The following is a 22,848-nucleotide window of genomic DNA, read 5'->3' on the forward strand; positions in this document are numbered from 1 at the left end:
AATGTTACCAAGTGGAAATTATACATTTAATGATATTCATACGGTATTGCCATCGGGTGCAACATCTATTAGTTTAAATAGTCTAATCAGCCAAGGGAAGTGGGGAGATGATGATGGGGATGGACAGGGTACAAATGGTGTTACTGCAACAGGGAGTATATCGTTAGCAATAAAGGATAAAAACGGTAGCACGGTTAATCGTAGTGATACATTAGATATATGTAAAGCGCCTTATAAGGTCACTTTAGATAGTACAAGGGGAAGTTTAACTACACAGTATGGAGTGCCAAATAGTAGTCGTTTTTACGGAGGGACGGTGGATTATTATATCACTTTGCCGTCACAGCCAGTTATTTGTTCGGTCAGGCCGAATCTAGCCTATGGCACAAACAGCTACGCAGGCCCAGCTAACATATGGTCTCCTACTAAGGGCTTTTTAGTTCAGTCAACAAACCCATCATCTTACGACAGAAACTTTCCAACAACAGGAGCAGATGGATTGTATTTTGATTTGGACATAGGTGGTATTGACGGAGGTCAGTTGAGTTGGACAGTTAACACAAGAGGTAGTTTGGGAGCAACGGTGAGTAGGGTTGGTTCAGACACACGGGTAACATTAACAGGTCCAAGGGCAAGTAGTAGTCAGATAAGCTCAAGTAATCCTGGTTCACTTACACGTCCATCTTTGCCACAGACCTTCGAGTTGGTGGGTAGGGATAGTAATGGTAATGAGGTTCGGTACGGATTTAAGTTAAAGCAGTGGTTCGTCAATCGGGGTGGTTACCAAACTAGCGCTTCTAATCAATTAGCATGGTGTAGAAGTTTGGGTTATCGAATGCCACGGGTAAGGGATTTAACCAATTCAAACTATAACAATTTAGGCGCAGCCCCTAGTTCATCAGGAAATAGGTATCAGCGTCACATAGGGGCAGGATTTTTCACGGAGTGGGGTTACATGTACGGCTACGCTGATGCGGGCTTCATCAACTTCAGCTTCTGGACGATTGACGCGACAGGTAGCGATCAGTTCTATGTCACCTCGTACAACGGCAACGTCTACAGCGACAGTGCCAGCTACTCCCGCTATGGCCTTTGCACCGCACCTTAGTTCTTAGCGTTTAGTTCTTAATCCTTAGGGAGCGGAAGGGGGTTACGGTGCTTGAGAGGATAATATAACAAAGAATAAAGCCCCCGCGTAAGTTGGGGCGCTGAGCAGGCAAAGTCTGTGAACCTAGCGCTTTAATGACTGAAAGTCAAAACAATGCTTCGACCGATACAATTTTCAAGCTTGCGCTTTTGCTATTAACTGACTGTTATTAACAAGCTGTTATTAATAGCTATTATCAAATAACAAAAGCGCTTTTATTAAAAAGCCAAATGCAACGTAATAAAAAACTAGCCTATAATTGTTTGATTTTATTTAGAAACGCAAATAAAAGCTTCAATAAAATCAATAGCCTACCTGAACAATTTTAGAGCAAAAAACACACTTATAGCACCACAATGCTAATATGCTTGCCTTATCACAGCATCAAAGCATGCCGATAACAAAGTAAGGTTATGGGCTGTTGGGTATGTTTGTGTTTTAGAAGTTATCAGCAATATTAATCATTCCACAAAACTTAAAAACTCCTAAATTTAACACCATATTTTAATTAAGAAATTATCAAGAAAACTTGCCAAAATTTTCACAAAAGATTACACTTTTACTGGTAATAGAAAATCAGCTTATTTAATAAGTGAATAAAAATGAAATGGAACATTCGTTAATAGGTGAAATATAATGGATTATTGTCGTAGGAACAAGAATAGACAGGCCTATATCTTAAATTCTCTTAAATCTCTAAATTATCAAAAATTCTTACAAACTGATATTTCTTTAGGAAAATTAGCAGATTTGTTTATACCGCGACTAAAATTCATTTTTACATTCTCGAGCGTATTGCCCTTGACTCCGTTGCTGTTATTATCGTATTCATCGAACTCTCAAGCACTAACGGCTCATACAAGCGGTGTTATACAAGGTAGTGCACCTTATTTAACCTTTGACGAAGGTCGAACTAAGGCTATAACTACTAATGAGCTATTGGCTATTACATTATCGGATGGTAGTAAAATCACACCAGAAATTAATAGTTCCTCGTTTATAAAGCCAATTGAGTTACCCGTAGAAGGCCAAAGTTTTGCTGATATTGATATGATGGTACAAGCAGCAACCAATTCAGTGAGTATAGATAGCTTAGTGAAACGTTATCATTATTGGAAGGATGATGATGGTGATGGCGAAGGTGGTAATGGAGTTGAAATAAAAGGAAGTATAACGCTCAGGATAATTGATAGAGATGGTCAAGCAGTTAATCGTAGTGATGTTTTAGATATTTGTAAGTCGCCTTATAAAGTGGAATTAAGTAGTACGGATGGTAGTATAAGCACTAATTACGGTATACCAAACACCAGCACTTTTAAAGGTCGTACTGTAGTATATTACATCAAACCGAAGGCAGCACCAATCATTTGTTTTGTAAGGCCGAATCTGTATTGGGGTAATGCTTTACAAGCTGGTCCAGCTGATATATGGAATAACAAAAAAGGATTTTTAGTTCAATCAACCTATCCAAACTCATACAATCAAAATTTTCCGACAACGGGAGCTGATAATTTATATTTTGATTTCATCATAGGTGGAGTAGACGCTGGTCAGTTGACTTGGGAACCTGTTACTCTGGAGGGAATAACTGCTACGGTAACAAATCTTGTAGCTAGTGATGGATGGATTCCTAATGCTGATAGAAGGAAAGTCGTAGCACGCGTTAAGTTAACAGGGCCAGCAGCAAGCATTAGCCAAAAACAGTCCGACAGTCCTAGTATAATTTCAAAGCCAAGTTTACCACAGACGTTTGAATTAGTGGGTAAGGATAGTCGTGGTAATGTATTAAAATATGGATTTCAATTAAGGAAATGGTTTGTTAGTCGAAATAAAAAAGATATAGCTTCTAATCAAGAATCTTGGTGTAATAGTATAGGTTATCGTCTTTCACAGACAAGTGATTTGACTAATGAAGGTGAATCTGGACGTGGAGCAAAACCGTCTTCAAGTTATAAACATTATCAACGCCGAATAGGAGCTGGATTTCTTACAGAGTGGGGACCTTTGCATAATTACATTGATGGGGGTTTTGGCTCCTCTTTTTGGTCAAGTGACAGGAAAAAAGATCTCCATGATAATATAATTTATTGGCACGAGATAAGCCCAACAGGTCGTTCTATCTGGAAGGGTGGTACTGTCAGTACTGCGGCTGTTTGTGTTTTTAGTGCTTTGTAAGGTGTAGATAGGAGTTATGGTGTTAATAAAAGACAAAACCAACGTAAAGATAAGTCCCAATAGGAAAAGTTTGCTGTCTGGGTACTTTAATGATTGAAAGCAAAAAAAGCGGTTCGACTAGCAATACTGAAGGCTTACGCTTTTGCATAAAGTGCAAAAGCATTTTTTTAATTCACCACAATAAAAAAATCAACCAATAGTTATTTGATTTTCACTTAAAAGCTTTAATAAAATCAGTATGCTATCTGAGCTGTTTATATAAAAAATTCCACCGCTTTAGCTTAAAATTGTTCAGAAAACATATTGATTTTATTTGTGTGTTTGTTTTGATATCTTTCTAATAAAAGGATTATGTGAAAAAACAGCAACCAAATAGTTGCTGCTTTTTATTGCGTTTGTTTTTTTCGGTTATTTAATCGCTTTTGCTACAATTTCTTGCGCCTCTTGCTGTAGCGTATTTAAATGCTCGTTACTTATAAAGCTTTCTGCATAAATTTTGTAAGCATCTTCTGTTCCTGATGGGCGAGCGGCAAACCAGCCGTTTTTGGTTATCACTTTAAGCCCACCAATTGCAGCATTGTTAGCTGGTGCAGTGGTTAAACATTGAGTGATTTTTTCACCCGCTAAGTTGTCGGTGGTTAGTTGGCTAGCATCAAGTTTGGCTAGTTTTTGTTTTTCACTAAACGAGGCTGGCGCTTGGATTCGTCCATAATAAGAAATACCAAATTTATCTTCAAGTTCTTGGTACTGTTCTTGTGGGTTTTTGTCTAGTTTAGCCGTCATTTCGGCAGCAAGCAGACATAAAATAATGCCATCTTTGTCGGTAGACCATACTTTACCATTCGTTCTTAAAAACGATGCACCTGCGCTTTCTTCGCCTGCAAATCCAAGTTTTCCATTGTAAAGCCCATCGGCATACCATTTAAAACCAACTGGGTATTCTAAGTACTGTTTGTTTAAGCTATTTGCAACTCGGTCGATCATTGAGCTTGTGACGAGTGTTTTACCAATAGCAATATCCTTGTGCCATTGTGGACGGTTTTGGAACAAGTAATTAACACAGGTTGAAAGGTAGGCATTTGGGTTCATTAGCCCTTTTGGTGTCACAATGCCATGACGATCAAAGTCGGTATCATTACCAAAGGCTAAATCAAATTGATCTTTTAATTTTAATAACCCAGCCATAGCCCAACGGCTTGAGCAGTCCATACGAATAACTTCGTCATGATCTAGATGCATAAAGCTGAAAGTTGGATCGATTTTGTTATTAACTATATTAAGGTTGATGCCATACTTTTCGGCAATGCGTGGCCAATAGGTGATACCAGCACCACCCAATGGGTCAACACCGATTTTAAGCGATGATGATTTGATAAGAGAGAGATCTAAGATGTTTTCAAGATCGTTGATATAGTCGGTTTCGTATTCTTTGCTGTGGATGTAATTTGAATTTAACGCCTTGTCTAAAGTAACACGTTTTACACCATTGAGTTTGTTTTTCAGTAATTCGTTGGCGCGGTTTTCAATTTGTTTGGTGATGTCAGTATCCGCAGGTCCGCCATTGGTTGGGTTGTATTTTATTCCGCCATCTTCTGGTGGATTATGCGATGGAGTGATAACAATGCCGTCTGATAGCTGTGATTGTTTATTTTGATTGTAAGTTAAAATGGCATGCGAAATCACAGGCGTTGGCGTATAACCCCAATCACGAGCCATAACCACGGTTTGCTCATTGGCGACAAAAACTTCAAGCACCGATTTTAAGGCAAGTTCTGATAAGGCATGGGTGTCTTGACCAATAAAGCAAGGGCCTGTAATGTTGTTTGCTTTACGGTATTCGGCAATTGCTTGAGCAACGGCTAATATATGTGCTTCATTAAATGTGCCTTTGTTTGAGCTTCCGCGATGACCTGATGTACCAAAAATGACTAATTGGCTAGCATTATCCGTATCAGGTTGGATTTGGTAATAGTTATTGCGTAATGTTTCAACGTTGATAAGATCCGATGGTTGAGCTAACATTCCTGCGCGGCTTTGCTTGGCCATTTTTTACTCCTCTTTCATAAAATAATATTTTATATAGCTAAAAACGTGAATCTGTTGAGTTAATATCATGTTTTTAGCTTTTTTATTTTTATTTAACCTGTTAAGGTAAAAAAGCGTTGGTGACTTGGTTTATCATGGCTTCAGATATGCCCATGTCACTCATTATTGATTCAATAATATATAATTTTCTGGCGGTGTTAGTGTTGCTGATAACCCAATAAGGCGTGCCAATGATTTCGCGGGGTTTGGTGTTTTTGCCTGATGTTTCAAGTAATTGTTTATCTTTGGCTAAATATTGTCGCTTGCTTCCATGTAATGATGTTGCGGCAATGGCAAATAAGGCTGGGTTATAGTTATGTAGTGCACCAAGCAATAATATAAAGCGACTAATAATAGATTTTTCGTTGGTAAAAGCATCGCTAGTTAATAAGTCATTAAAAAGGGGATAATGATTCTCATTTTGTGTGATAGCTTGTTTTTTTGCTAATGTAGACTGGTTTATGTTCAATAAACGTCGTAATATACTCGATGCGTCTTCACCAATGTGTTTAGTTTGACCAGCAATAAATTGGTATAATTCTTCGTCGATTTCGATAGTTTTCATTATGTTACTTGTGCCTATAGTATTATTTCACGGGACATCCTAAAGCAGGAATTTTGCCTAAATGCGTATCATTGGCTGATTTGTTATCTAAACAATCACTCGATGGCTGTTCAATGACAGTGTTATCGGTTGTTTTAGGTGCTTGATTCGCATCATGACAGGCAGTTATCATAACTGATAATATTAATTGAAAAAATAACCGTTTCATATATTCATTGCATAGTTGATAAATTTTTGTGCTGAGTATAACTCAACTTACGCATAAATTGTATTGGCTATTGATAAAATAATGAAAAATGGTATTGTCGTTTTTTTAAAACAATATTATTCTAAACAGAGTATAGCAAGCTTATACGATCATTATATGAGGAATAAATTATGAAAAAAATCGTCACATTAACTATTTTAGCTGCAATTTTATCTGGATGTAGCAATAGCGATGTTTATTCTGGCGATGTTTATACAGCGGATCAAGCAAAGCAAGTTCAGCAAGTAAGTTATGGTACCGTTGTGTCAGTGCGAGCAGTTAAAATTCAAGCCAACGCATCAGATGGTAAAAGCGAAAGTGTAGCAGGAAGCCTTGGTGGTGCTGTTATTGGTGGCGTTTTAGGTAATACTATTGGTAATGGAACGGGTCGTGTGTTAGCTACTGCAACTGGTGCTATTGGTGGTGCGATTTTGGGTGATGCTATTCAAAATAAATCTAGTCAAGCTAGCGCTGTTGAATTAGAAATCAAGCAAGAAAACGGATCTAATATTGTTCTTGTACAAAAAGGTTCGGCTAACGATTTTTATGCTGGTCAACCTGTTCGTTTAGTTACTAACGGTAAGCAAATTAGTGCATCACCACGTTATAATAGTGGTGTAAGAAAATAATAATTAATTCTTTTTTTATTTTGGCTGTATTGCCCATAATTAACAATTAATTTTCGCTCATCTTGATGGTGAGCGAAGTGTTTTTACAAATATTTAGACTAAAATATTTATTGTCGTTTTTCTTTCGCCTCTAATCACGCAATCTTTAACAAAAATTTGCCTGTCTGAATACTAACGTATAAACTCAAACAAATTATTAATCGTTATAAAGGAATAATAAAGTAATGCGTATATTACATACTATGATTCGAGTTGGCGATCTACAGCGATCAATCGATTTTTATACTCGTGTAATGGGAATGCGGGTGTTAAGAATTAGTGAAAACACTGAATATAAATATTCACTTGCATTTGTTGGTTATGGTGATGAAACAACTAGCTCAGTTATTGAGTTAACTTATAATTGGGGTACCGATAAATACGATCATGGTTCGGCGTTTGGTCATATCGCTATTGGTGTTGATGATGTTGCTAAAATGTGTAATGACGTCAAACAAGCTGGGGGCAAGGTAACGCGCGAAGCAGGGCTTGTAAAAGGTGGCTCAACCATTATTGCTTTTGTTGAGGATCCTGATGGCTATAAGTTAGAGTTGATCCAGAATGATCAGGCTGATAAAGCATTAGGTAATTAATTTCATAAAAAATATCGCCGTTTTGGGGCGATATTTTTTATATCTTATTTCGAACTATTCTTCTAGCAAATCTACTAATAATTGCTTATTGGTGATAGCTTGTTTTGATTGCTCAAGGCTGGCAGTGGTAATAATAGCACTTAAGGCGTTCAATGAGATGTCAAAATCATCGTTAATAATAACATAATCATATTCGTTATAATGCGAAATTTCAGCTCGGGCTTTTTGCATTCTTTTGGCAATCACATGGTTGTCGTCTTGCCCTCGTTTAACTAGGCGGTTTTCAAGCTCTTTGAGCGAAGGTGGTAGTATAAATATGCTTTTTGCTTGTGGCATTTTTTCGCGTACTTGTCTTGCACCTTGCCAATCAATATCCAAAAAAACATTAATTCCTTGTGATAGGCTTTGTTCTATTTCGGCTTTAGATGTGCCGTAATAGTGGTCAAATACGTTGGCATATTCGACAAATGCTTGCTGATCAATTAAGGATTCAAAGTGTTTGTGATCCACAAAGTAATAGTGTTCACCATGTTCTTCTCCTGGGCGAGGATTGCGCGTAGTATGCGAAATTGATACTTTAGCTTGATGTTGATTTTTTTGAGCTAGGTAGGCTCGGATCAGACTTGATTTGCCTGCACCACTTGGTGCAGAAATGATAAATAGAGTTCCTGTATACATAGATATATTTGTCACGTTAATTGTTATTAAGTTATTTTGATTGTCATCAATATTAGTTAAGCGATATTATAGCAAAATTCGGCAATATATTATGGCTTATTGTGAATTAAGTTATTTAATTTGTCATTATTAATATGTATTTGTAATATAGGTAATATTAATCTATAGCATATTGTTATTATTAAGGAATATCTATGCCATTATCATTTAAAGATGGAGTTTATGCTTGTATTCCAACGCTATTGGGGTATATCGGTATTGGTATTGCTGCCGGTGTTGTGGGTAAATCGGCAAATTTATCGGTACTCGAAATTACATTACTGGCTATTATTGTTTATGCAGGCGCTGCGCAGTTTATTATTGCTGGATTAATGATAGTAGCTACACCTATTTCGGCTATTATTTTTACTATTTTTTTAGTTAATTCACGTCATTTTTTGATGAGTATGGCAACAGCTCCAGCTTTTCGCAAAGCATCGTTATTAAATAATATTGGTATTGGTAGCTTATTGACCGACGAAAGTTTTGCCGTGGCAATAAATGCGATTACAAATAAAGTGCCAGTTAATGCTGCTTGGATGCATGGCCTTAATTTAACGGCTTATATTACTTGGATTTTTTCTTGTTTTATTGGTGCTTTAATCGGAGAGTGGTTGCCTGATCCTACACAATTTGGTTTAGATTATGCTTTAGTCGCCATGTTTATTGGTTTGCTCTATTTGCAATTGATTAGTGATAATAGCAAAAGTCTTAAAAATCGACTTTTAGCTATGTTAACGGTTGTTGTTTTGCTAATTTTCTTAATGCGTTTTGTGTCACCTGAAATGGCTATTTTAATCAGTACGTTTGGCGGTTGTTTTATGGGCATGGCAATGGAGAAAAAGCATGACAACTTATAGTTTATTGATTATTTTAGGTTGCGGGTTAGTAACTTGGTTGCCAAGAGTGATTCCATTTATGTTGGTTCGCAAATTTCAGTTACCTAATGTTGTGATTCGATTTTTGTCATATGTACCTTTATGTATTTTAACAGCACTATTTGTGCAAAATTTATTTGTGGCAAAGGAGGGGACATTTCCTGATTTTAATGTGGAATATTGCTTAGCGACAATTCCAACCGCAATTGTTGCCTTTTTGACTAAGAATTTAATGTGTATTGTGGTTGCTGGTATGTGCTTTATGGCGTTAATTCGCTATTTTATGATTTGATTTGTATCAATCAATAACTGAATTTTTAACCATTATTGTGAGTTCAAACTAAAACAGGGCTGTTGCCCTGTTTTTTTGTTATATTCTTTTTTATGTTCTTTCTTTTTGTTCAAGTTTACTAATCGATTTTAATATCTTATCAGCTTCGCTGTCTTGTCCTAGTTGAGTTAGATAATTGGCCATCGCTTTTTGATAAGCCATATTATTTAAAATGGCTCTTGGTTGTTTATGCCACCATTTTACTAGTGTTTGTGCATCACTATTAGTCGATAGTTGCTTAATTCGACCAATATAGGCTGCTTGTTTAAATTGATCTAGTTGCGATTCGCTGTACACTTTAGCTTTGTACATTGCAGGCAATAGGTCAATAATCGCTTGATAATCACCCATTTCATAATAAAGTTGATCTGCTAATCTGAGTACTTCTGTATTGCGAGGTTTTTCATTTAGTAGCTGCTCTAATGTAATGCGTGCAGTTGTGTATTCGCGGTTTTTTAGTTGTAATCTAATTTGTACTAGCTGAAAGGCAAATAATTCGTTAGGTTGGCAACTTTTAGCAGCTTGCTGTAGCGACTGATTAGCTAGGAGTAATTCATCATTATCAATTTGAGCTTGTGCTGCAAGTAAATACGATAAAGTGGTATTTTTTGCCCCTTTGGCACTTTTTATAAATAGTTTAGCAGCTTGCTTATAATCACCTTCAAGCAATAACATTTGCGCTTGTTCAATACGTTTTATCGATTTTTTTGGTGACTTTAAGCGTAGCCAATTGCCTAATGCTGTTTTAGAATTAAAAATTTTATTCAGCAAACAATAGATTAAATAAAGACACAGTAGACCAACTAATTCAAGTATCATAAATGAATTAAATGACATGCTGACACGATATTTGGCAAATTCAAATACCGCTGAACCTTGGTGCCCTTGTAATAATGGTCCCAAAAAGAATCCACCCACTAGTACTAAGAAAATAATTAGTATTTTTATCATTATTATTCTCCTATTTTGTCAACATTGAGCGAACGCGGGTTTGCATTAGTTTTTCAAGTTCGCCAATGCTAGTTAGGCTTTCAGGCACATTTTGATTGCTGATTGATTGATTTTGTAAATTCTCAAGTTCATTAATAAATGCTTTAACACTAGGTGCATTACCATCAAAATATGCATTAATCCAAATTGCAGTATCGTTTAACGCACGTTGATAAATAAGTTCTTGGTGCCTTGGTACAGCTTGCGCTGCAATCAATAATCGGAAGCGGATGTTTTCTCGCAAGTAAAGTGACTGTTCTAAACTCAGTGGTGCTTTTAATATTTGGCATTTGACAATTTGTTTTTCGTCTTTGCCAGCTTGTTCTAAGCAAGCCTTAAAGTTGGTATCTTTATCATCAAGTTTTTCAATGGTGATAAATTTATCCATAAAAGTTTTGGCGCTACTTAATAAATTAGCAGACCAATCGTTAACCGATGATGATACATCACTATTAGTGTCATTAGTTGTATTGCTAATATTTGTTTGTGGATTGTTCGTTGCATTAGCGTCTTCTATTTGAGCATCATTGGTATCTGAATTTGTAGCATCTTCGGCATATTGGGTCATGCCAAGATCGATGTCTTTATAATTCCCCACTAAAGGTAATTCAGTAAGCGATTCAGATAAACCAATTAAATTTATTATAATGCCATCGGTATCTGTAAAACTCACTTGAGCAAGTGAATTAATATCTTTACTAATTGCCTGTCTTGCTGGTAGTAGGCTTGGGTCATTAGCTTGGGCTAGGCTTTCGTCGGCACTTTTTAGTAGTAATCGTGCGGATGTGTAATCTTGGTCATTCCAGATTTTGCGACCAGCTAAATGTACTAAGTAATTTGCTTGCGAAATTAACCAAATATTGTGATCGCTTGTTGACATTGCTGCTAAACGTTCATTGATATTTTGTAAGCTTTGTTCTGTCAATTTTTGTGAATCATTAATTTGAGTTGTTAATTGTTGCTGTAGTTGTTGTTGATCACTCAGTTTACGATCAATACGCTGTTCTAATGAATTGAATTGCTGGTTTTGTTTATTAACTGCGTTGGTAATACTACTTTGTAAATCGTTTGTTATACTCTGCTTGGTTGTTTGTTTTAAATTGGCCAGTTCAGTTTGTAATATTGAGATGGTTTTTTTTTGGTTTTTAATTTCCTGTTGGCCATAATAAAAACCTAAACCACCTAAGCAAACGGTCAATGCTATAGCAATTATTGATAGTTTTGAAACAGGTGATTTGCTTGTGGTATTGGTGTTACCGTTATTACTGTTTTTAGGTTGAGCTTTAGATTCCACTGTTGGATTAGGTTGAGTGCTTTTTTGATTTTTTTTATCTTCTTTCATAGTGTTATTCGCTTCATTTTGAACCGTTGTTATCGTTGTTTGACTAAACGAAGTTGTGTTTATTGTTGAAAGTGTTGCATTGGCACCGTAATATTTTGGTGGCATAAATAACCTCATTTAGATTTCTAGAAATTTATGTTGCATTATGACATAGAGTTAACATTGTTTTAAATAAATTTTAATTATTGTCTTAATCAGCAACTATCATCGGTTATCTATATTATCGGTTATAGCATAATTTATGGTTACAGCGTTAAAAATTTTTTGATTATTCACACTATTCACTAGTTGAACTTTTTGCCAATTAAGTTGTTTCGCTTTTGTAAAAATTCGTTGGCTTGTTACTATAAGATTAGCATGCATTTTATGTTTAAGATTACTATATAATTCAAGTTGGATTAAGTGTTCTAGACTAGTAATAATGATGATTTGATTTTCAATATTACTAGATAATATCTTTGGCGGATAGGTGATTGGCTCACGGCAGTAACACGTTATTGATTTTACTTTGGCTTTTCGATTTGTTAGTGTTTGAGCTAATAATTGCCGACCTGAATTACCGCATAAAATTAAAACAGTATGATTTTGTACAGATTCTTGCTGTAGTTTTATCAATAATCCTTCGCTGTCTTCTTGTTCTGGATAATTGACTTTAGTTGTGGTGAGTTGGTTAAATAGTTGTGCTGACTTTTTTCCTATTGCGTAATATCGAACATTAGTTGGTAATATTAGATTGCCAATATAGGCTTTAATAACGTGTGTAACTTGTGGTGAAACAACGATCACAATATCGTTAGGTAAAAGTTTATTCAGTTGTTGTTGTAAATTTAGTAGGTCATTGCCTTGTGAAATAGTAAAAAAAGGGAGATGTTGTACAGGCAAGTTTGCTTGAGCAAATAGTTGGGTAAGGATTTCACCCTCCGGAGAGGGTCTAGTTACATAAATCATCCGCCATTTAATTCCTTTAATATTGTTTTCGCACCTTGATCTAATAAGCGTTTTGCTAATTCTTGTCCTAACTTTTCGGCTTCAGTTATACTGCCTTCTAATGCCACTTTGATTATTTTAGAACCGTCAATGCGTCCAACAAGCCCTTGTAATGACAAAATATTGTTATTTAATTGGCTATAACAAGCAATAGGTACTTGGCATCCACCTTGTAAAGCTTTATTCATTGCTCTTTCTGCTTCAATACAAACTCGGCTATGTTTGTCATCAAGCACTGAAAGAATCTCTAATATTTGCTTATCATCTGATCGAGTTTCAATACCAATAGCACCTTGTCCGACAGCAGGTAAAATTAAGTTTGTATCAATATATTGTTTGATTCTGTCTTCTAATGCTAAACGTTTTAAACCCGCTGAGGCTAGTATGATGGCATCGTATTGTTTATTATCCAATTTAGCTAAACGAGTGCCAACATTGCCACGAAGATCTTTAATTTGTAAATGGGGATATTTTGCTCGTAATTGACATTGACGTCGTAAACTTGATGTACCAATTATCGCACCATTGGGTAGCTCATCTATATTTGAATATTTATTTGAAATGAAGCTATCACGTACATCATCTCGCTTGCAAATTGTGGCTAATGTTAATCCTTCAGGAAACTCAGCAGGGATGTCTTTTATTGAATGGACAGCAATATCCGCTTCGTTATTTAATATTGCTTGTTCTAGTTGTTTTACAAAAAGCCCTTTACCTCCAATTTTCGATAAAGGACTGTCTAGCAATACATCACCTTTAGTTACCATGGGAATTAATTCCACTGTCAAATTTGGGTGATTAGCTAAAATTTGTTGTTTAACAAAATTTGCTTGCCATAACGCTAATGGGCTTTTACGAGTTGCAATACGAATGTTCAATTCATTTCCCTATTTTTGGTTTAGGTGATTTATATTTAATGCGTAACTTGTACGTTGGTGTGATTAATGTGATCACCAGAGAGTCAATATTGCCTGATATAGTGTGACCTGCATCAGGCTATTTGAATTTAAGCTTTATTCTAAATTGTCAACAAAACTAACGGCATAACCTATATAGTTAGCTGGTGTTAACTGTTTTAGTCGTGTTTTTTCACTTTCAGGTAGATCTAATGAGTCAATAAATTCTTGCATACCTTTTGCATCAACTCGTTTGCCTCGAGTTAATTCTTTTAATTTTTCGTAAGGTTTTTCGATACCATAACGGCGCATTACTGTTTGAATTGGCTCGGCTAATACTTCCCAGTTGCGATTAAGTTCTTCAAGTAAGTGGTCTTGGTTGACTTCGAGTTTGTTTAATCCTTTTAGGGTTGATTGATAAGCTATAATGGCATAACCAATACCTACACCTAGATTACGCAACACTGTAGAATCGGTCAAATCACGTTGCCAACGGGAAATAGGTAATTTGCTACCTAAATGGTTCATAATTGCATTGGCAATCCCTAAGTTGCCCTCTGAATTTTCGAAGTCGATAGGATTAACTTTGTGTGGCATGGTTGAAGATCCGATCTCGCCAGCAATAGTTTTTTGTTTAAAGTGATTTAGTGAAATATATCCCCAAATATCTCGATCAAAGTCTATCATAATGGTATTAAAACGTGCTACACAATCAAAGAATTCGGCAATGTAGTCATGTGGTTCAATTTGGGTGGTATAAGGATTCCATTTTAGTCCTAGCGAGCTAACAAAATCTTCACTAAATTTATGCCAGTTCACTTGCGGATAAGCAACCATATGTGCATTATAATTTCCCGTTGCGCCATTAATCTTACCTAGTATTTCAACCGATTTTAGTTGTTGTAATTGGCGCTTTAAGCGGTAAGCTACATTAGCAAACTCTTTACCTATGGTTGATGGAGTAGCAGGTTGACCATGTGTTCTTGATAGTAGTGGTAAATCACGATAAGCGATAGCTTGTGAGGTGATTTTATCAATGAGTTTATTCCAATATGGCACTAAGACAGCTTCTCTAGCTGTTTTTAGCATTAACGCATAAGATAGGTTGTTAATGTCCTCTGATGTGCAAGCAAAATGGATAAACTCATTAATGGCGTGTAATTCTTCATGAGTACTCACTTTTTCTTTTAGAAAATATTCTACAGCTTTAACATCGTGATTAGTAGTTCTTTCGATTTCTTTAATGCGACTTGCATCTTGCACACTAAATTGGTCTACAATTTGATTAAGATGATTAATAGCTGATTGACTTAATGTTGGAACCTCTAAAATATCTGCTTGTGAAGCTAATTTTTGTAGCCAACAAACCTCGACCTGAACGCGGTATTTTAATAAACCATATTCGCTAAAAATGGTGCGTAACTCTGTGGTTTTTTCACCATAACGCCCGTCAATTGGTGAAAGGGCAGTGAGTGCAGATAATTCCATCGGTTTTACTCCGTTACAATATTTGAAATATCAATTATAAAGTGCAAATTAGTTTGCGCGATTAATTTGGTCTAATAGTTCTTGTGCTGCTTTGCAAATTCGTTTACGGCAAAAAAGAAACTGAAAACGATTTCCACCAACTTGGTACCATAAAATAGCTGATCGAACACATCCCAAAAGGGCTGTTCTTACTTTTGCTTGTACTAATGTGTTTTGTAAAAATTCGATTTTGCCAACAACTTTTATTTTTGTTGATATTGGGCTGATAATATCAGAATAAATTCCGGCTAATGAATAGGACAGATCATCAATATTAGTACTAACAGTTTCATCATTTATGTCTAGATAAAGTCCTGAAATGCGTTTTAATCGTTGGTCAATCTTATTTAATGCATCATTATTTTTTAATAATTTGTTAGTGATACCAATTGTACCAAACAGGTAACGAATAATTTGAACTTGTTCTTTCTGCCCTGACGATAATAGTTGTATTACTGTTTGTAATCCTGTCTTGATATTTTCAATACCATCATAAACATCATCGGTTGTTTTTGGCGAGGTTTTAAACAAGCTTTTTATTGCTTGTTCATACAGTGTAACATTACAAACGCCTGTGTTTGCAAGTTGCGGTACCAGTATTGCACTTTGTGCCGCGCCAGCAAGGGCAATAGCAATATGGTGGTATTTATTATTCACGTTAGGACTCCCCCTTATTGCTTGTGATTCGATCTTCTATAATACCACCACCAAGACATACTTCATCTTTATAAAAGACAGCAGATTGACCAGGTGTTACAGCTACAACAGGATTATCAAATATGACTTTAATTTTGTCATCGGCTAATGGTATTACTTGGCAGGCTATGTCTTGCTGACGATAACGTGTTTTTACAGTACAGCTAAATGGTTTTGTTACCACTTTACGATCAACCCAATGAAGTTGTTGAGCAATTAATCCTTCAGAAAGGAGTGCTGGATGATCATGGCCTTGTGCCACAATCAATTCGTTATTGGTAAGATCTTTGTCAACAACATACCATGGTGTGTCGTCAGCTTGTTTTAAGCCACCAATTCCAAGCCCTTTGCGTTGCCCCAATGTGTGATACATTAAACCTTGATGCTGGCCGATAACTTCACCATCAACGGTACGAATGTTACCTGCTTGAGCGGGTAAATATCGTGCTAAAAAGTCACTAAATTTACGTTCACCAATAAAGCAGATGCCAGTTGAGTCTTTTTTAGCTGCGGTTGCTAAACCAAGTTGTTGTGCAATTTTTCGCACTTCTGGTTTTTCGAGTTCACCAACTGGAAATAAGCTTTGGCTTACTTGTGCTTTGCTAAGGGTGTAAAGAAAGTAGCTTTGATCTTTGTTATTGTCGATCCCTCGTAATAATTCTACTTTATCACCTGTTTGACGTTTACGGACGTAATGTCCTGTGGCAATAAAGTCTGCGCCAAGATCTTCGGCCGCATATTCTAAAAAAGCCTTAAATTTTATTTCTTTATTACATAAAATATCAGGGTTTGGTGTTCGGCCTGCTTTGTATTCCGATAAAAAGTGCTCAAACACGTTGTCCCAATATTCGGCAGCAAAATTAACTGTGTGTAATTTAATATTTAACTTATCACAAACTGCTTGCGCATCGGCTAAGTCAACAGCGGCTGAACAATATTCCTCTGTGTCGTCTTCTTCCCAATTTTTCATAAATAATCCAACAACATCGTATCCTTGTTGTTGTAATAAATAAGCAGAAACAGAAGAATCAACGCCACCAGACATACCGACAACGACTTTTTTTCGAGTGTTTATATTTGGCATAATAATTATATTAATAGGTAAAACTAATAAAAATTTTAGTGCTAATTTTAACATAATTAGCGAAAAAAGCATAAGGGTATGCTGACAACGATCGTTAAGTTAATTTATTTATTGTGATAGTTTTGTGTTTATTTTATGCATAAACACATAGTTACCGGAAACTTTTTGACATATTTTTTTACATTTGTATTCATAGAAAAAAACGAGGGATCTAATAGAACCAAAACAGCTTTACCAGTCAGGCTGATAAAGCTGTAATTATTTAAAGAATAAACAAGTTTTAGTTAAGATCTTTTAGAAGATAAACGACATGTCCAATAATTTTAAATTCTTGTGGTCCATGCTTATCCCCAATAATTGTTGGGTACTTAGGGTTATCGCAAAGTAATGCTAAGTTTGTTCCTTGATTTTGAATGCGTTTAATACTAATTTGATCCGCATATTCAACAGCATACAAATAGCCATCTATCGGTTTGCAATGCGCTTTATTGATAATAAGAATATCATTGTTTGACATCGTTGGTTCCATGCTATCACCTTTAGCCCATATGGCGACTAAGTCTTCTTGGTTGCATCCTTGGTGTTTTATCAAGGTAATATCAAATGGAATTGATTTGATTGTGGAGTAAGTTTTTACCGTATCGTTTAAATGGTAGAATGGAACGTTTAGAGTGCCTTGAACTTCTGATTCTGACAATAATCGACAATCTCCTTTACCTGTTACTAACCATTCAATAGGTACATCACATTTTTGAGCTATAATAGCTAACCTATTTAATGATGGGTAGGTTTTACCTGATAAGTAATCTCGTATAACTGCTTCAGACATGCCGACTTTTTTAGCAAAAGCATTGCCTGAGACACCTTCTAATAGCATGCCTAATCTGTTCCGAAAATTAATGACTCCTGTGTTAGTTAGAATTTGTGTTTTTTCTTCAGTGTTTTGTTTTTTTTCTCTGTTTTCTGTCATTTTTTATTCCATTCCATGATTTTTTGTGCTTTTGTTGTTTTAATTCGTTTTTTTCTGTGGTATTCTTTGCTATATGATTTCTTATCTTTCTAAACATTGTAATACCGATAATCTTTACAATAGCAAATTTTAACCAATAGAGGATCTCATAATGAGAGAGCAAGATCAAGACTGGGCGCCATCTAGAGTTGTAGGCGAAATAAAAATTAGAGGCGGAAGTTTAAGAGCATTGTCGAGAGCTAGTGGTTTGCAGGCAGATACTTTAAGAAATGCGCTATATCGTCATTGTCCTAAGTATGAAAGAATTATTTCTGATTATTTACAAGTATCTGTTGAACAAATTTGGCCTTCACGTTACCCTGCAAAAGATAAGAAATGATACTAATTTAAAGAATAAAAAAGACGCTGAATTCAGCGTCTTTTTTATTTTGTTATTCGACACATTTAAGTGTTATTTTTTAGCTTGTTCTGCCGCTTTAACAATTGCTGCAAAAGCGTCAGCTTTTAACGATGCACCACCAACTAATGCGCCATCAATATCGGGTTGAGTAAATAGTTCTGCCGCATTTTTATCATTAACTGAACCACCATATTGGATGGTTACTTGTTGTGCTACTTTTGCATCTTGTTTAGCAATATGATCACGAATGAATTTATGAACAGCTTGTGCTTGTGCAGGAGTTGCAGATTTGCCAGTTCCAATAGCCCAGATTGGTTCATACGCAATAACCGCACCGTTAAATGCTTGAACACCAAGTGCTTTTATTACTGCATCAATTTGACGTGCGCAAACAGCTTGTGTTTGACCTGTTTCGTTTTCTGCTTCGGTTTCGCCAATACATAATACAGGCACTAGACCAGCTTCTTTAATTACACCAAATTTTTTAGCAATAAATTCATCAGATTCTTTGTGATAAGTTCGGCGTTCAGAATGTCCAATAATAATATGAGTCACACCAATTTCTTTTAACATGTTCACTGATACTTCACCAGTAAAAGCACCTGATAAATTAATACCTACATCTTGTGCTCCTAAAATAATATTAGATCCACCTAATTGGTGTTTTACAAAGTCAAGGTATACAACAGGCGGTGCAATTGCAATATCACATGCTGTGTCGTTTGATAGCTCATTTTTTAGTCCTGCGACTAAGTTTTTAGCCATATCCAAACTACCATTTAGTTTCCAGTTACCCATAACGAGAGGTTTTCGCATAATTTTCTCCAACTTAAGATTTAAAAAGGTGTTGATTTTAGAATGAATTCGGTATAATGATTAGCATTATACACCAAATAATTTGAGCTTGAGGAAAAATATGTCATTAGAAATACTAAATCAATTAGAAAGTCGAATCCAACATACTATAAATACTATCAATACATTACAACAAGAGATTGCAACCTTGAAAAAAGGTAATCAGGAGTTAGAGCAATTAATTAATGATAGTTCTGATGAAATGAAAGCACTACGTGACGAAAATGAAAAGCTAAAACAAGATCAGCAAGTATGGCAACAACGTATTCAAACTTTATTAAGTAAAATTGGTGAAATTACACAATAATTGATTCGACTTTTTGAACGCGACTTATGTCGCGTTTCTTTTATACGTCATTCATTATAATGGTGAAAATTAAGTCTAATGCGACAAAAGTTAAAATCACTCTGGTTGACCGAAGCTATCCATTTAATTGAAACAGAATCTGGGCGGTTTTCTGATCAAGATATCAACCGACAAGTAAGAGCAGAACAAGTGTCACTTTCAGATCGAATTGTGATGCGGGCAATTATGTTGTCTAAACAAAATGGATTGTATTTGGCTCAAAAAGTACTTTTGCGATCGGTAAAGCTTTCTTTTGTATTATTACTCTTACTATCTGTTTTTTTAGGTGGATCTTTAGCATTGGGGGCATTAAGTCAAAACCCTATCAATTTGTATTGGGCACTTTTTAGTTTATTAGGTATTCATTTAATTACACTATCTATCTGGCTCAGTTCGTTTTTCTTTTTTTCCAATTTTGGTGGCAGTTTATTAATTCATTGTTGGTTATGGTTGGCTAAAAAGCTTTCTCAAAAAAAGACTGTGCAACAACTGATCCCTGCATTTGTTGAATTGTTTGGCTCTCGTATTCGTTGGCTTATTGGATTTGTGCTTAACCTGTTTTGGACTGTGATTTTAAGTTGTGCATTATTAGTATTGGTTGTGCTATTTTCAACCAAGAATTACAGTTTTGAATGGCAAACCACTTTGCTTAGTTCAGATACGATTGTTGGTTTAACTCATTATTTGGGCTATTTGCCTTCATTTCTTGGTTTTGAAATTCCTAAAGACGAGGTTATAAAGCTAAGTGAACATGCGTTAACTGCCGGTGAAATTCGAGCATCGTGGGCTATTTGGCTGTTAGGTGTATTTATTGTTTACGGATTGATATTGCGGTTTTTGTGTATGATGTTTTGTGGTGTTAATTGGCTTATTAGTTGTCGTCGAATTCAGCTAAACATTTCTCATCCCGATTATCAGATATTAGCCAATCAGTTGCAGCCATTATTTGTTAATATTGAGGATGCTGATAAATTAGGCAGTAGCAGTCACCAATGGCATTTTTCAGCGCATTCAATTGAAGCTGGAGAAGGTAATTTTTTGGTTGCCATTGATGTGCAAGAAACTTGGCATTATCCTGACTCTGTTTCATTTTTAGGTTTTTTAAATACCCGTGAACAGCGCAGTAATATTCTAGATTATTTGCAATTAACGCCAGCTCAAAAATTATTAATTGCGGTTGATACCGATAGAGCGCCAGATAGGGGAGTATTGAATTTTATTAATCAACTGATTAATAAATCTCAGCAGACTCGTATTTGGTTTATTAATCAAGGTAAACAGTATCATAATTGGCAATCATTATCTTTACAGTTGGCTCAACCTGACTGGCTAAGTGAGGCTCTCTAAAATGCTATCAACATTAAAATTAGCAATAGTTGGTCATGCTAATGTTGGCAAAACATCTTTATTACGTACCTTAATTCGTAATAGCCATTTTGGAAATGTGTCTGATAGTCCTGGCACCACTAGGCATGTTGAATCAATAACATTGCCGCTTGAGCATAATGAATCAATAGTCTTTTATGATACCCCAGGATTGGAAGACAGTTTAGCGCTTTATGATTATATTAACCAAATAATTCCTGCTAATGCAAAACTTGATGGTGTCGATAAATTAACACTTTTTTTACAAAGCCCTGAGTCTGAAAACGTATTTAATCAAGAAGCTAAAGTCATTAGGCAACTGATAAACAGTGATGCGGCTATTTATGTGATAGATGTCCGAGAGCCTGTATTAGCTAAGTATCACGATGAATTAGCTATTTTAGCCAATAGTGATAAACCCATATTAGCAGTTTTGAACTTTACTGCCGATAGTAATCAAAATGAAAAGGAATGGAAAATATTGCTGTCACGCATAGGGATTCATGCTATCATCCGGTTTGACGCAATATTCCCGCCATTGGATGGAGAGGAGCGTTTGTACCATAGCCTTGCTTTATTGGTTGAGCCTGCTAAAAAAATATTAGATAATTGGCTAAATAAAATCGCACAAATTTGCGATTCTCGTAATCAAACCGCTAATCGGATTATTGCCGAAACGCTTGTTGATGTTACAGCTTTTTATGAAATGGCTAAATCAGAAGATAACCAAGCAATAACTGATATGCAAAATAAAGTTAGAAAGCGGGAACAAAAAGCGATCAATGAATTATTAAAATTGTATCAATTTGATTCAACTCAAGAGAGTGAAGAAAGTTTGCCTTTAATAAAGGGTCGCTATAATGCTGACCTTTTTAATGTGGATGCTTTAAAAATGATGGGTGTTCATTTGACTAAAGGCTTTGTTCAAGGTGCGACAATTGGAGCTAGTATAGATTTAGCAACTGGAGGGATCTCACTTGGCTCGGCTGCGCTAATTGGTGCAGTAGTTGGTAGTTTAATGCAAACTGCAAAACATTATGGTTCCAGAATGCGGTACCAGCTTTCTGGATATAGAAAATTAAGCGTTGATGATGTTATTATTTGTTTTCTTTCTTTACGATTAATCCGCCTTAAAGAAAGTTTAAATCATCGTAGCCATGCGGATACTAGCCCTGTTAAGTTATCTAAAATAGATAAAACTGAATGGGAAAAAGGCGTGTTACCTAAAAGCCTAAAGGTAGCAAGACGTTATTCGTATTGGTCGACTTTAAATAAAGGAACAAAAAGAAATGATAAAAAAAGACAATCGACTATTAGAGACGTTGCTCAGCAACTGCATTAATGTGAAGAAGCGTTTTTTAATAACCACATTGATCTTTTCTCTCTTTGTGTTATTTGGTTGTAGTACTAGCCAAGGACAAGTTTCTACTAGAAATATTAAATCAGATCCAGCTATGTTAGCTAAAATAGAATCTCACTATAAAAAATGGCAAAATACACCATATCGTTATGGTGGTACAACTTTAGCCGGTAGCGATTGCTCAGGTTTAGTAATGAATTTTTTCAAAAATAAACTTTCAAAAACTTTGCCAAGAAGTGCTGCTGAACAAGCTCGGTTAGGTGTTAAGGTAAATACCCCTAAAGCTGGCGATTTAGTATTCTTTAAAACAGGTCGTAGCCGTAGTGGTTTACATGTTGGTATTTATTATGCTGACGGTAAATTTTTACACGCTTCAACATCAAAAGGTGTAACTTACTCGAATTTAAATGAAAGTTATTGGAAGAAGCATTATTGGATGGCGCGTCGAGTGACGGGTAGCTAAACTATTTATTTCATCGTTATCTTTAACGAATAATAATAACAAAAAGCTCTTTAAATTAGCTAATATTTAAAGAGCTTTATTTTTATTTGAAACAAAAGTAGTTATTTAAATTTCGTAACTTTTAATTGGCATTTAAGGATTTTGCTCGGCAACCTATCTCA

General features: G+C 35.6%; 24 protein-coding genes. 11 read left to right on the plus strand and 13 right to left on the minus strand.

What is annotated here, in order from left to right; genetic code table 11:
• The coding region (locus tag A9G31_RS11780) for a hypothetical protein (RefSeq protein ID WP_065560740.1) at positions 1-1,108 on the plus strand (1,108 nt) is incomplete at its 5' end.
• Between the two features lie 840 nt (positions 1,109-1,948).
• Positions 1,949-3,322: a hypothetical protein gene (locus tag A9G31_RS05160; protein WP_141671386.1), complete on the plus strand. Its 1,374-nt coding sequence runs from the start codon at positions 1,949-1,951 to the stop codon at positions 3,320-3,322.
• Between the two features lie 408 nt (positions 3,323-3,730).
• Here A9G31_RS05160 and pgm read toward each other — a convergent pair whose 3' ends face one another.
• From pgm to A9G31_RS05175, 3 genes are all read right to left on the minus strand, one after another.
• Complete coding sequence (gene pgm / locus A9G31_RS05165) at positions 3,731-5,368, minus strand: phosphoglucomutase (alpha-D-glucose-1,6-bisphosphate-dependent) (RefSeq protein ID WP_065560742.1); 1,638 nt, start codon at positions 5,366-5,368, stop codon at positions 3,731-3,733.
• A 100-nt stretch (positions 5,369-5,468) separates the two neighbouring features.
• On the minus strand, positions 5,469-5,972 hold the full coding sequence (locus tag A9G31_RS05170) for a hypothetical protein (RefSeq protein WP_065560743.1): 504 nt from the start codon (positions 5,970-5,972) through the stop codon (positions 5,469-5,471).
• A 22-nt stretch (positions 5,973-5,994) separates the two neighbouring features.
• The gene (locus A9G31_RS05175; RefSeq protein ID WP_065560744.1) at positions 5,995-6,180 is read right to left on the minus strand and encodes a hypothetical protein; all 186 of its coding nucleotides are present in this window, start codon (positions 6,178-6,180) and stop codon (positions 5,995-5,997) included.
• Positions 6,181-6,347: 167 nt separating this feature from the next.
• On the opposite strand from A9G31_RS05175, the gene A9G31_RS05180 reads away from it, so the two are divergent.
• Together A9G31_RS05180 and gloA are read left to right on the plus strand one after the other, a co-directional pair.
• A complete protein-coding gene (locus A9G31_RS05180) occupies positions 6,348-6,848 on the plus strand; it encodes a glycine zipper 2TM domain-containing protein (RefSeq protein ID WP_065560745.1) in 501 nt (166 codons plus the stop codon).
• Between the two features lie 224 nt (positions 6,849-7,072).
• Complete coding sequence (gloA, locus tag A9G31_RS05185) at positions 7,073-7,480, plus strand: lactoylglutathione lyase (RefSeq protein WP_065560746.1); 408 nt, start codon at positions 7,073-7,075, stop codon at positions 7,478-7,480.
• A 54-nt stretch (positions 7,481-7,534) separates the two neighbouring features.
• On the opposite strand, the gene gmk is transcribed toward gloA, so the two are convergent.
• Positions 7,535-8,158, minus strand: coding sequence for a guanylate kinase (gene gmk, locus A9G31_RS05190; RefSeq protein ID WP_065560747.1), 624 nt, complete (start codon positions 8,156-8,158; stop codon positions 7,535-7,537).
• A gap of 194 nt (positions 8,159-8,352) precedes the next feature.
• Between gmk and A9G31_RS05195 the strand changes: the two genes are divergently transcribed.
• The gene (locus A9G31_RS05195; RefSeq protein WP_065560748.1) at positions 8,353-9,057 is read left to right on the plus strand and encodes an AzlC family ABC transporter permease; all 705 of its coding nucleotides are present in this window, start codon (positions 8,353-8,355) and stop codon (positions 9,055-9,057) included.
• On the plus strand, positions 9,044-9,367 hold the full coding sequence (locus tag A9G31_RS05200) for an AzlD domain-containing protein (RefSeq protein WP_065560749.1): 324 nt from the start codon (positions 9,044-9,046) through the stop codon (positions 9,365-9,367). Before A9G31_RS05195 ends, A9G31_RS05200 begins: the two co-directional genes overlap by 14 nt.
• 90 nt (positions 9,368-9,457) lie before the next feature.
• Here A9G31_RS05200 and A9G31_RS05205 read toward each other — a convergent pair whose 3' ends face one another.
• The 8 genes from A9G31_RS05205 to A9G31_RS05240 all read right to left on the minus strand — a co-directional run bounded on the left by A9G31_RS05205 (position 9,458) and on the right by A9G31_RS05240 (position 17,898).
• A complete protein-coding gene (locus A9G31_RS05205) occupies positions 9,458-10,357 on the minus strand; it encodes a heme biosynthesis HemY N-terminal domain-containing protein (RefSeq protein ID WP_065560750.1) in 900 nt (299 codons plus the stop codon).
• A 10-nt stretch (positions 10,358-10,367) separates the two neighbouring features.
• Positions 10,368-11,843, minus strand: a complete 1,476-nt coding sequence (locus A9G31_RS05210) for a uroporphyrinogen-III C-methyltransferase (protein WP_065560751.1) — start codon at positions 11,841-11,843, stop codon at positions 10,368-10,370.
• A 99-nt stretch (positions 11,844-11,942) separates the two neighbouring features.
• The gene (locus A9G31_RS05215; protein ID WP_065560752.1) at positions 11,943-12,686 is read right to left on the minus strand and encodes a uroporphyrinogen-III synthase; all 744 of its coding nucleotides are present in this window, start codon (positions 12,684-12,686) and stop codon (positions 11,943-11,945) included.
• A complete protein-coding gene (gene hemC, locus A9G31_RS05220; protein ID WP_065560753.1) occupies positions 12,683-13,603 on the minus strand; it encodes a hydroxymethylbilane synthase in 921 nt (306 codons plus the stop codon). Before hemC ends, A9G31_RS05215 begins: the two co-directional genes overlap by 4 nt.
• 135 nt (positions 13,604-13,738) lie before the next feature.
• Positions 13,739-15,109 (minus strand): adenylosuccinate lyase, encoded by a 1,371-nt coding sequence (gene purB, locus A9G31_RS05225; RefSeq protein ID WP_065560754.1) that lies wholly within the window; start codon positions 15,107-15,109, stop codon positions 13,739-13,741.
• A 48-nt stretch (positions 15,110-15,157) separates the two neighbouring features.
• Entirely contained in the window at positions 15,158-15,805 is a 648-nt protein-coding gene (hflD, locus tag A9G31_RS05230; protein WP_176700357.1) for a high frequency lysogenization protein HflD, read from the minus strand.
• Position 15,806: 1 nt separating this feature from the next.
• The gene (mnmA, locus tag A9G31_RS05235) at positions 15,807-16,928 is read right to left on the minus strand and encodes a tRNA 2-thiouridine(34) synthase MnmA (protein ID WP_065560770.1); all 1,122 of its coding nucleotides are present in this window, start codon (positions 16,926-16,928) and stop codon (positions 15,807-15,809) included.
• Positions 16,929-17,208: 280 nt separating this feature from the next.
• Positions 17,209-17,898, minus strand: a complete 690-nt coding sequence (locus A9G31_RS05240; protein WP_065560755.1) for a LexA family transcriptional regulator — start codon at positions 17,896-17,898, stop codon at positions 17,209-17,211.
• 151 nt (positions 17,899-18,049) lie between these two features.
• Between A9G31_RS05240 and A9G31_RS05250 the strand changes: the two genes are divergently transcribed.
• Entirely contained in the window at positions 18,050-18,277 is a 228-nt protein-coding gene (locus tag A9G31_RS05250) for a helix-turn-helix domain-containing protein (protein WP_065560757.1), read from the plus strand.
• A gap of 72 nt (positions 18,278-18,349) precedes the next feature.
• Here the strand turns inward: A9G31_RS05250 and tpiA are convergent, their stop codons facing one another.
• On the minus strand, positions 18,350-19,114 hold the full coding sequence (gene tpiA / locus A9G31_RS05255) for a triose-phosphate isomerase (RefSeq protein ID WP_065560758.1): 765 nt from the start codon (positions 19,112-19,114) through the stop codon (positions 18,350-18,352).
• A gap of 100 nt (positions 19,115-19,214) precedes the next feature.
• Between tpiA and zapB the strand changes: the two genes are divergently transcribed.
• From zapB to A9G31_RS05275, 4 genes are all read left to right on the plus strand, one after another.
• Positions 19,215-19,460: a cell division protein ZapB gene (gene zapB / locus A9G31_RS05260; protein ID WP_065560759.1), complete on the plus strand. Its 246-nt coding sequence runs from the start codon at positions 19,215-19,217 to the stop codon at positions 19,458-19,460.
• 78 nt (positions 19,461-19,538) lie between these two features.
• Positions 19,539-20,846: a DUF2868 domain-containing protein gene (locus A9G31_RS05265; RefSeq protein WP_065560760.1), complete on the plus strand. Its 1,308-nt coding sequence runs from the start codon at positions 19,539-19,541 to the stop codon at positions 20,844-20,846.
• Position 20,847: 1 nt separating this feature from the next.
• On the plus strand, positions 20,848-22,206 hold the full coding sequence (locus A9G31_RS05270) for a DUF3482 domain-containing protein (RefSeq protein ID WP_065560761.1): 1,359 nt from the start codon (positions 20,848-20,850) through the stop codon (positions 22,204-22,206).
• Positions 22,154-22,687: a C40 family peptidase gene (locus A9G31_RS05275; RefSeq protein ID WP_065560762.1), complete on the plus strand. Its 534-nt coding sequence runs from the start codon at positions 22,154-22,156 to the stop codon at positions 22,685-22,687. The genes A9G31_RS05270 and A9G31_RS05275 overlap by 53 nt, the downstream gene beginning before the upstream one ends.
• Positions 22,688-22,848: the final 161 nt, after the last annotated feature.

Source organism: Gilliamella sp. Gris1-4 (assembly GCF_001690335.1).
GTDB classification, from domain to species: Bacteria; Pseudomonadota; Gammaproteobacteria; order Enterobacterales; family Orbaceae; genus Gilliamella; species Gilliamella apicola_P.

Bases quoted from the DNA above. Each gene is read 5' to 3' on its own strand.
- A9G31_RS05275 (WP_065560762.1), top strand. From the start codon at position 22,154: ATGATAAAAAAAGACAATCGACTATTAGAGACGTTGCTCAGCAACTGC.
- tpiA (WP_065560758.1), bottom strand. From the start codon at position 19,114: ATGCGAAAACCTCTCGTTATGGGTAACTGGAAACTAAATGGTAGTTTG.
- mnmA (WP_065560770.1), bottom strand. From the start codon at position 16,928: ATGCCAAATATAAACACTCGAAAAAAAGTCGTTGTCGGTATGTCTGGT.
- A9G31_RS05240 (WP_065560755.1), bottom strand. From the start codon at position 17,898: ATGACAGAAAACAGAGAAAAAAAACAAAACACTGAAGAAAAAACACAA.
- A9G31_RS05270 (WP_065560761.1), top strand. From the start codon at position 20,848: ATGCTATCAACATTAAAATTAGCAATAGTTGGTCATGCTAATGTTGGC.
- gmk (WP_065560747.1), bottom strand. From the start codon at position 8,158: ATGTATACAGGAACTCTATTTATCATTTCTGCACCAAGTGGTGCAGGC.
- A9G31_RS05215 (WP_065560752.1), bottom strand. From the start codon at position 12,686: ATGATTTATGTAACTAGACCCTCTCCGGAGGGTGAAATCCTTACCCAA.
- gloA (WP_065560746.1), top strand. From the start codon at position 7,073: ATGCGTATATTACATACTATGATTCGAGTTGGCGATCTACAGCGATCA.
- A9G31_RS05195 (WP_065560748.1), top strand. From the start codon at position 8,353: ATGCCATTATCATTTAAAGATGGAGTTTATGCTTGTATTCCAACGCTA.
- A9G31_RS05200 (WP_065560749.1), top strand. From the start codon at position 9,044: ATGACAACTTATAGTTTATTGATTATTTTAGGTTGCGGGTTAGTAACT.
- A9G31_RS05175 (WP_065560744.1), bottom strand. From the start codon at position 6,180: ATGAAACGGTTATTTTTTCAATTAATATTATCAGTTATGATAACTGCC.
- A9G31_RS05170 (WP_065560743.1), bottom strand. From the start codon at position 5,972: ATGAAAACTATCGAAATCGACGAAGAATTATACCAATTTATTGCTGGT.
- A9G31_RS05250 (WP_065560757.1), top strand. From the start codon at position 18,050: ATGAGAGAGCAAGATCAAGACTGGGCGCCATCTAGAGTTGTAGGCGAA.
- zapB (WP_065560759.1), top strand. From the start codon at position 19,215: ATGTCATTAGAAATACTAAATCAATTAGAAAGTCGAATCCAACATACT.
- A9G31_RS05210 (WP_065560751.1), bottom strand. From the start codon at position 11,843: ATGCCACCAAAATATTACGGTGCCAATGCAACACTTTCAACAATAAAC.
- A9G31_RS05205 (WP_065560750.1), bottom strand. From the start codon at position 10,357: ATGATAAAAATACTAATTATTTTCTTAGTACTAGTGGGTGGATTCTTT.
- A9G31_RS05265 (WP_065560760.1), top strand. From the start codon at position 19,539: ATGCGACAAAAGTTAAAATCACTCTGGTTGACCGAAGCTATCCATTTA.
- pgm (WP_065560742.1), bottom strand. From the start codon at position 5,368: ATGGCCAAGCAAAGCCGCGCAGGAATGTTAGCTCAACCATCGGATCTT.
- purB (WP_065560754.1), bottom strand. From the start codon at position 15,109: ATGGAATTATCTGCACTCACTGCCCTTTCACCAATTGACGGGCGTTAT.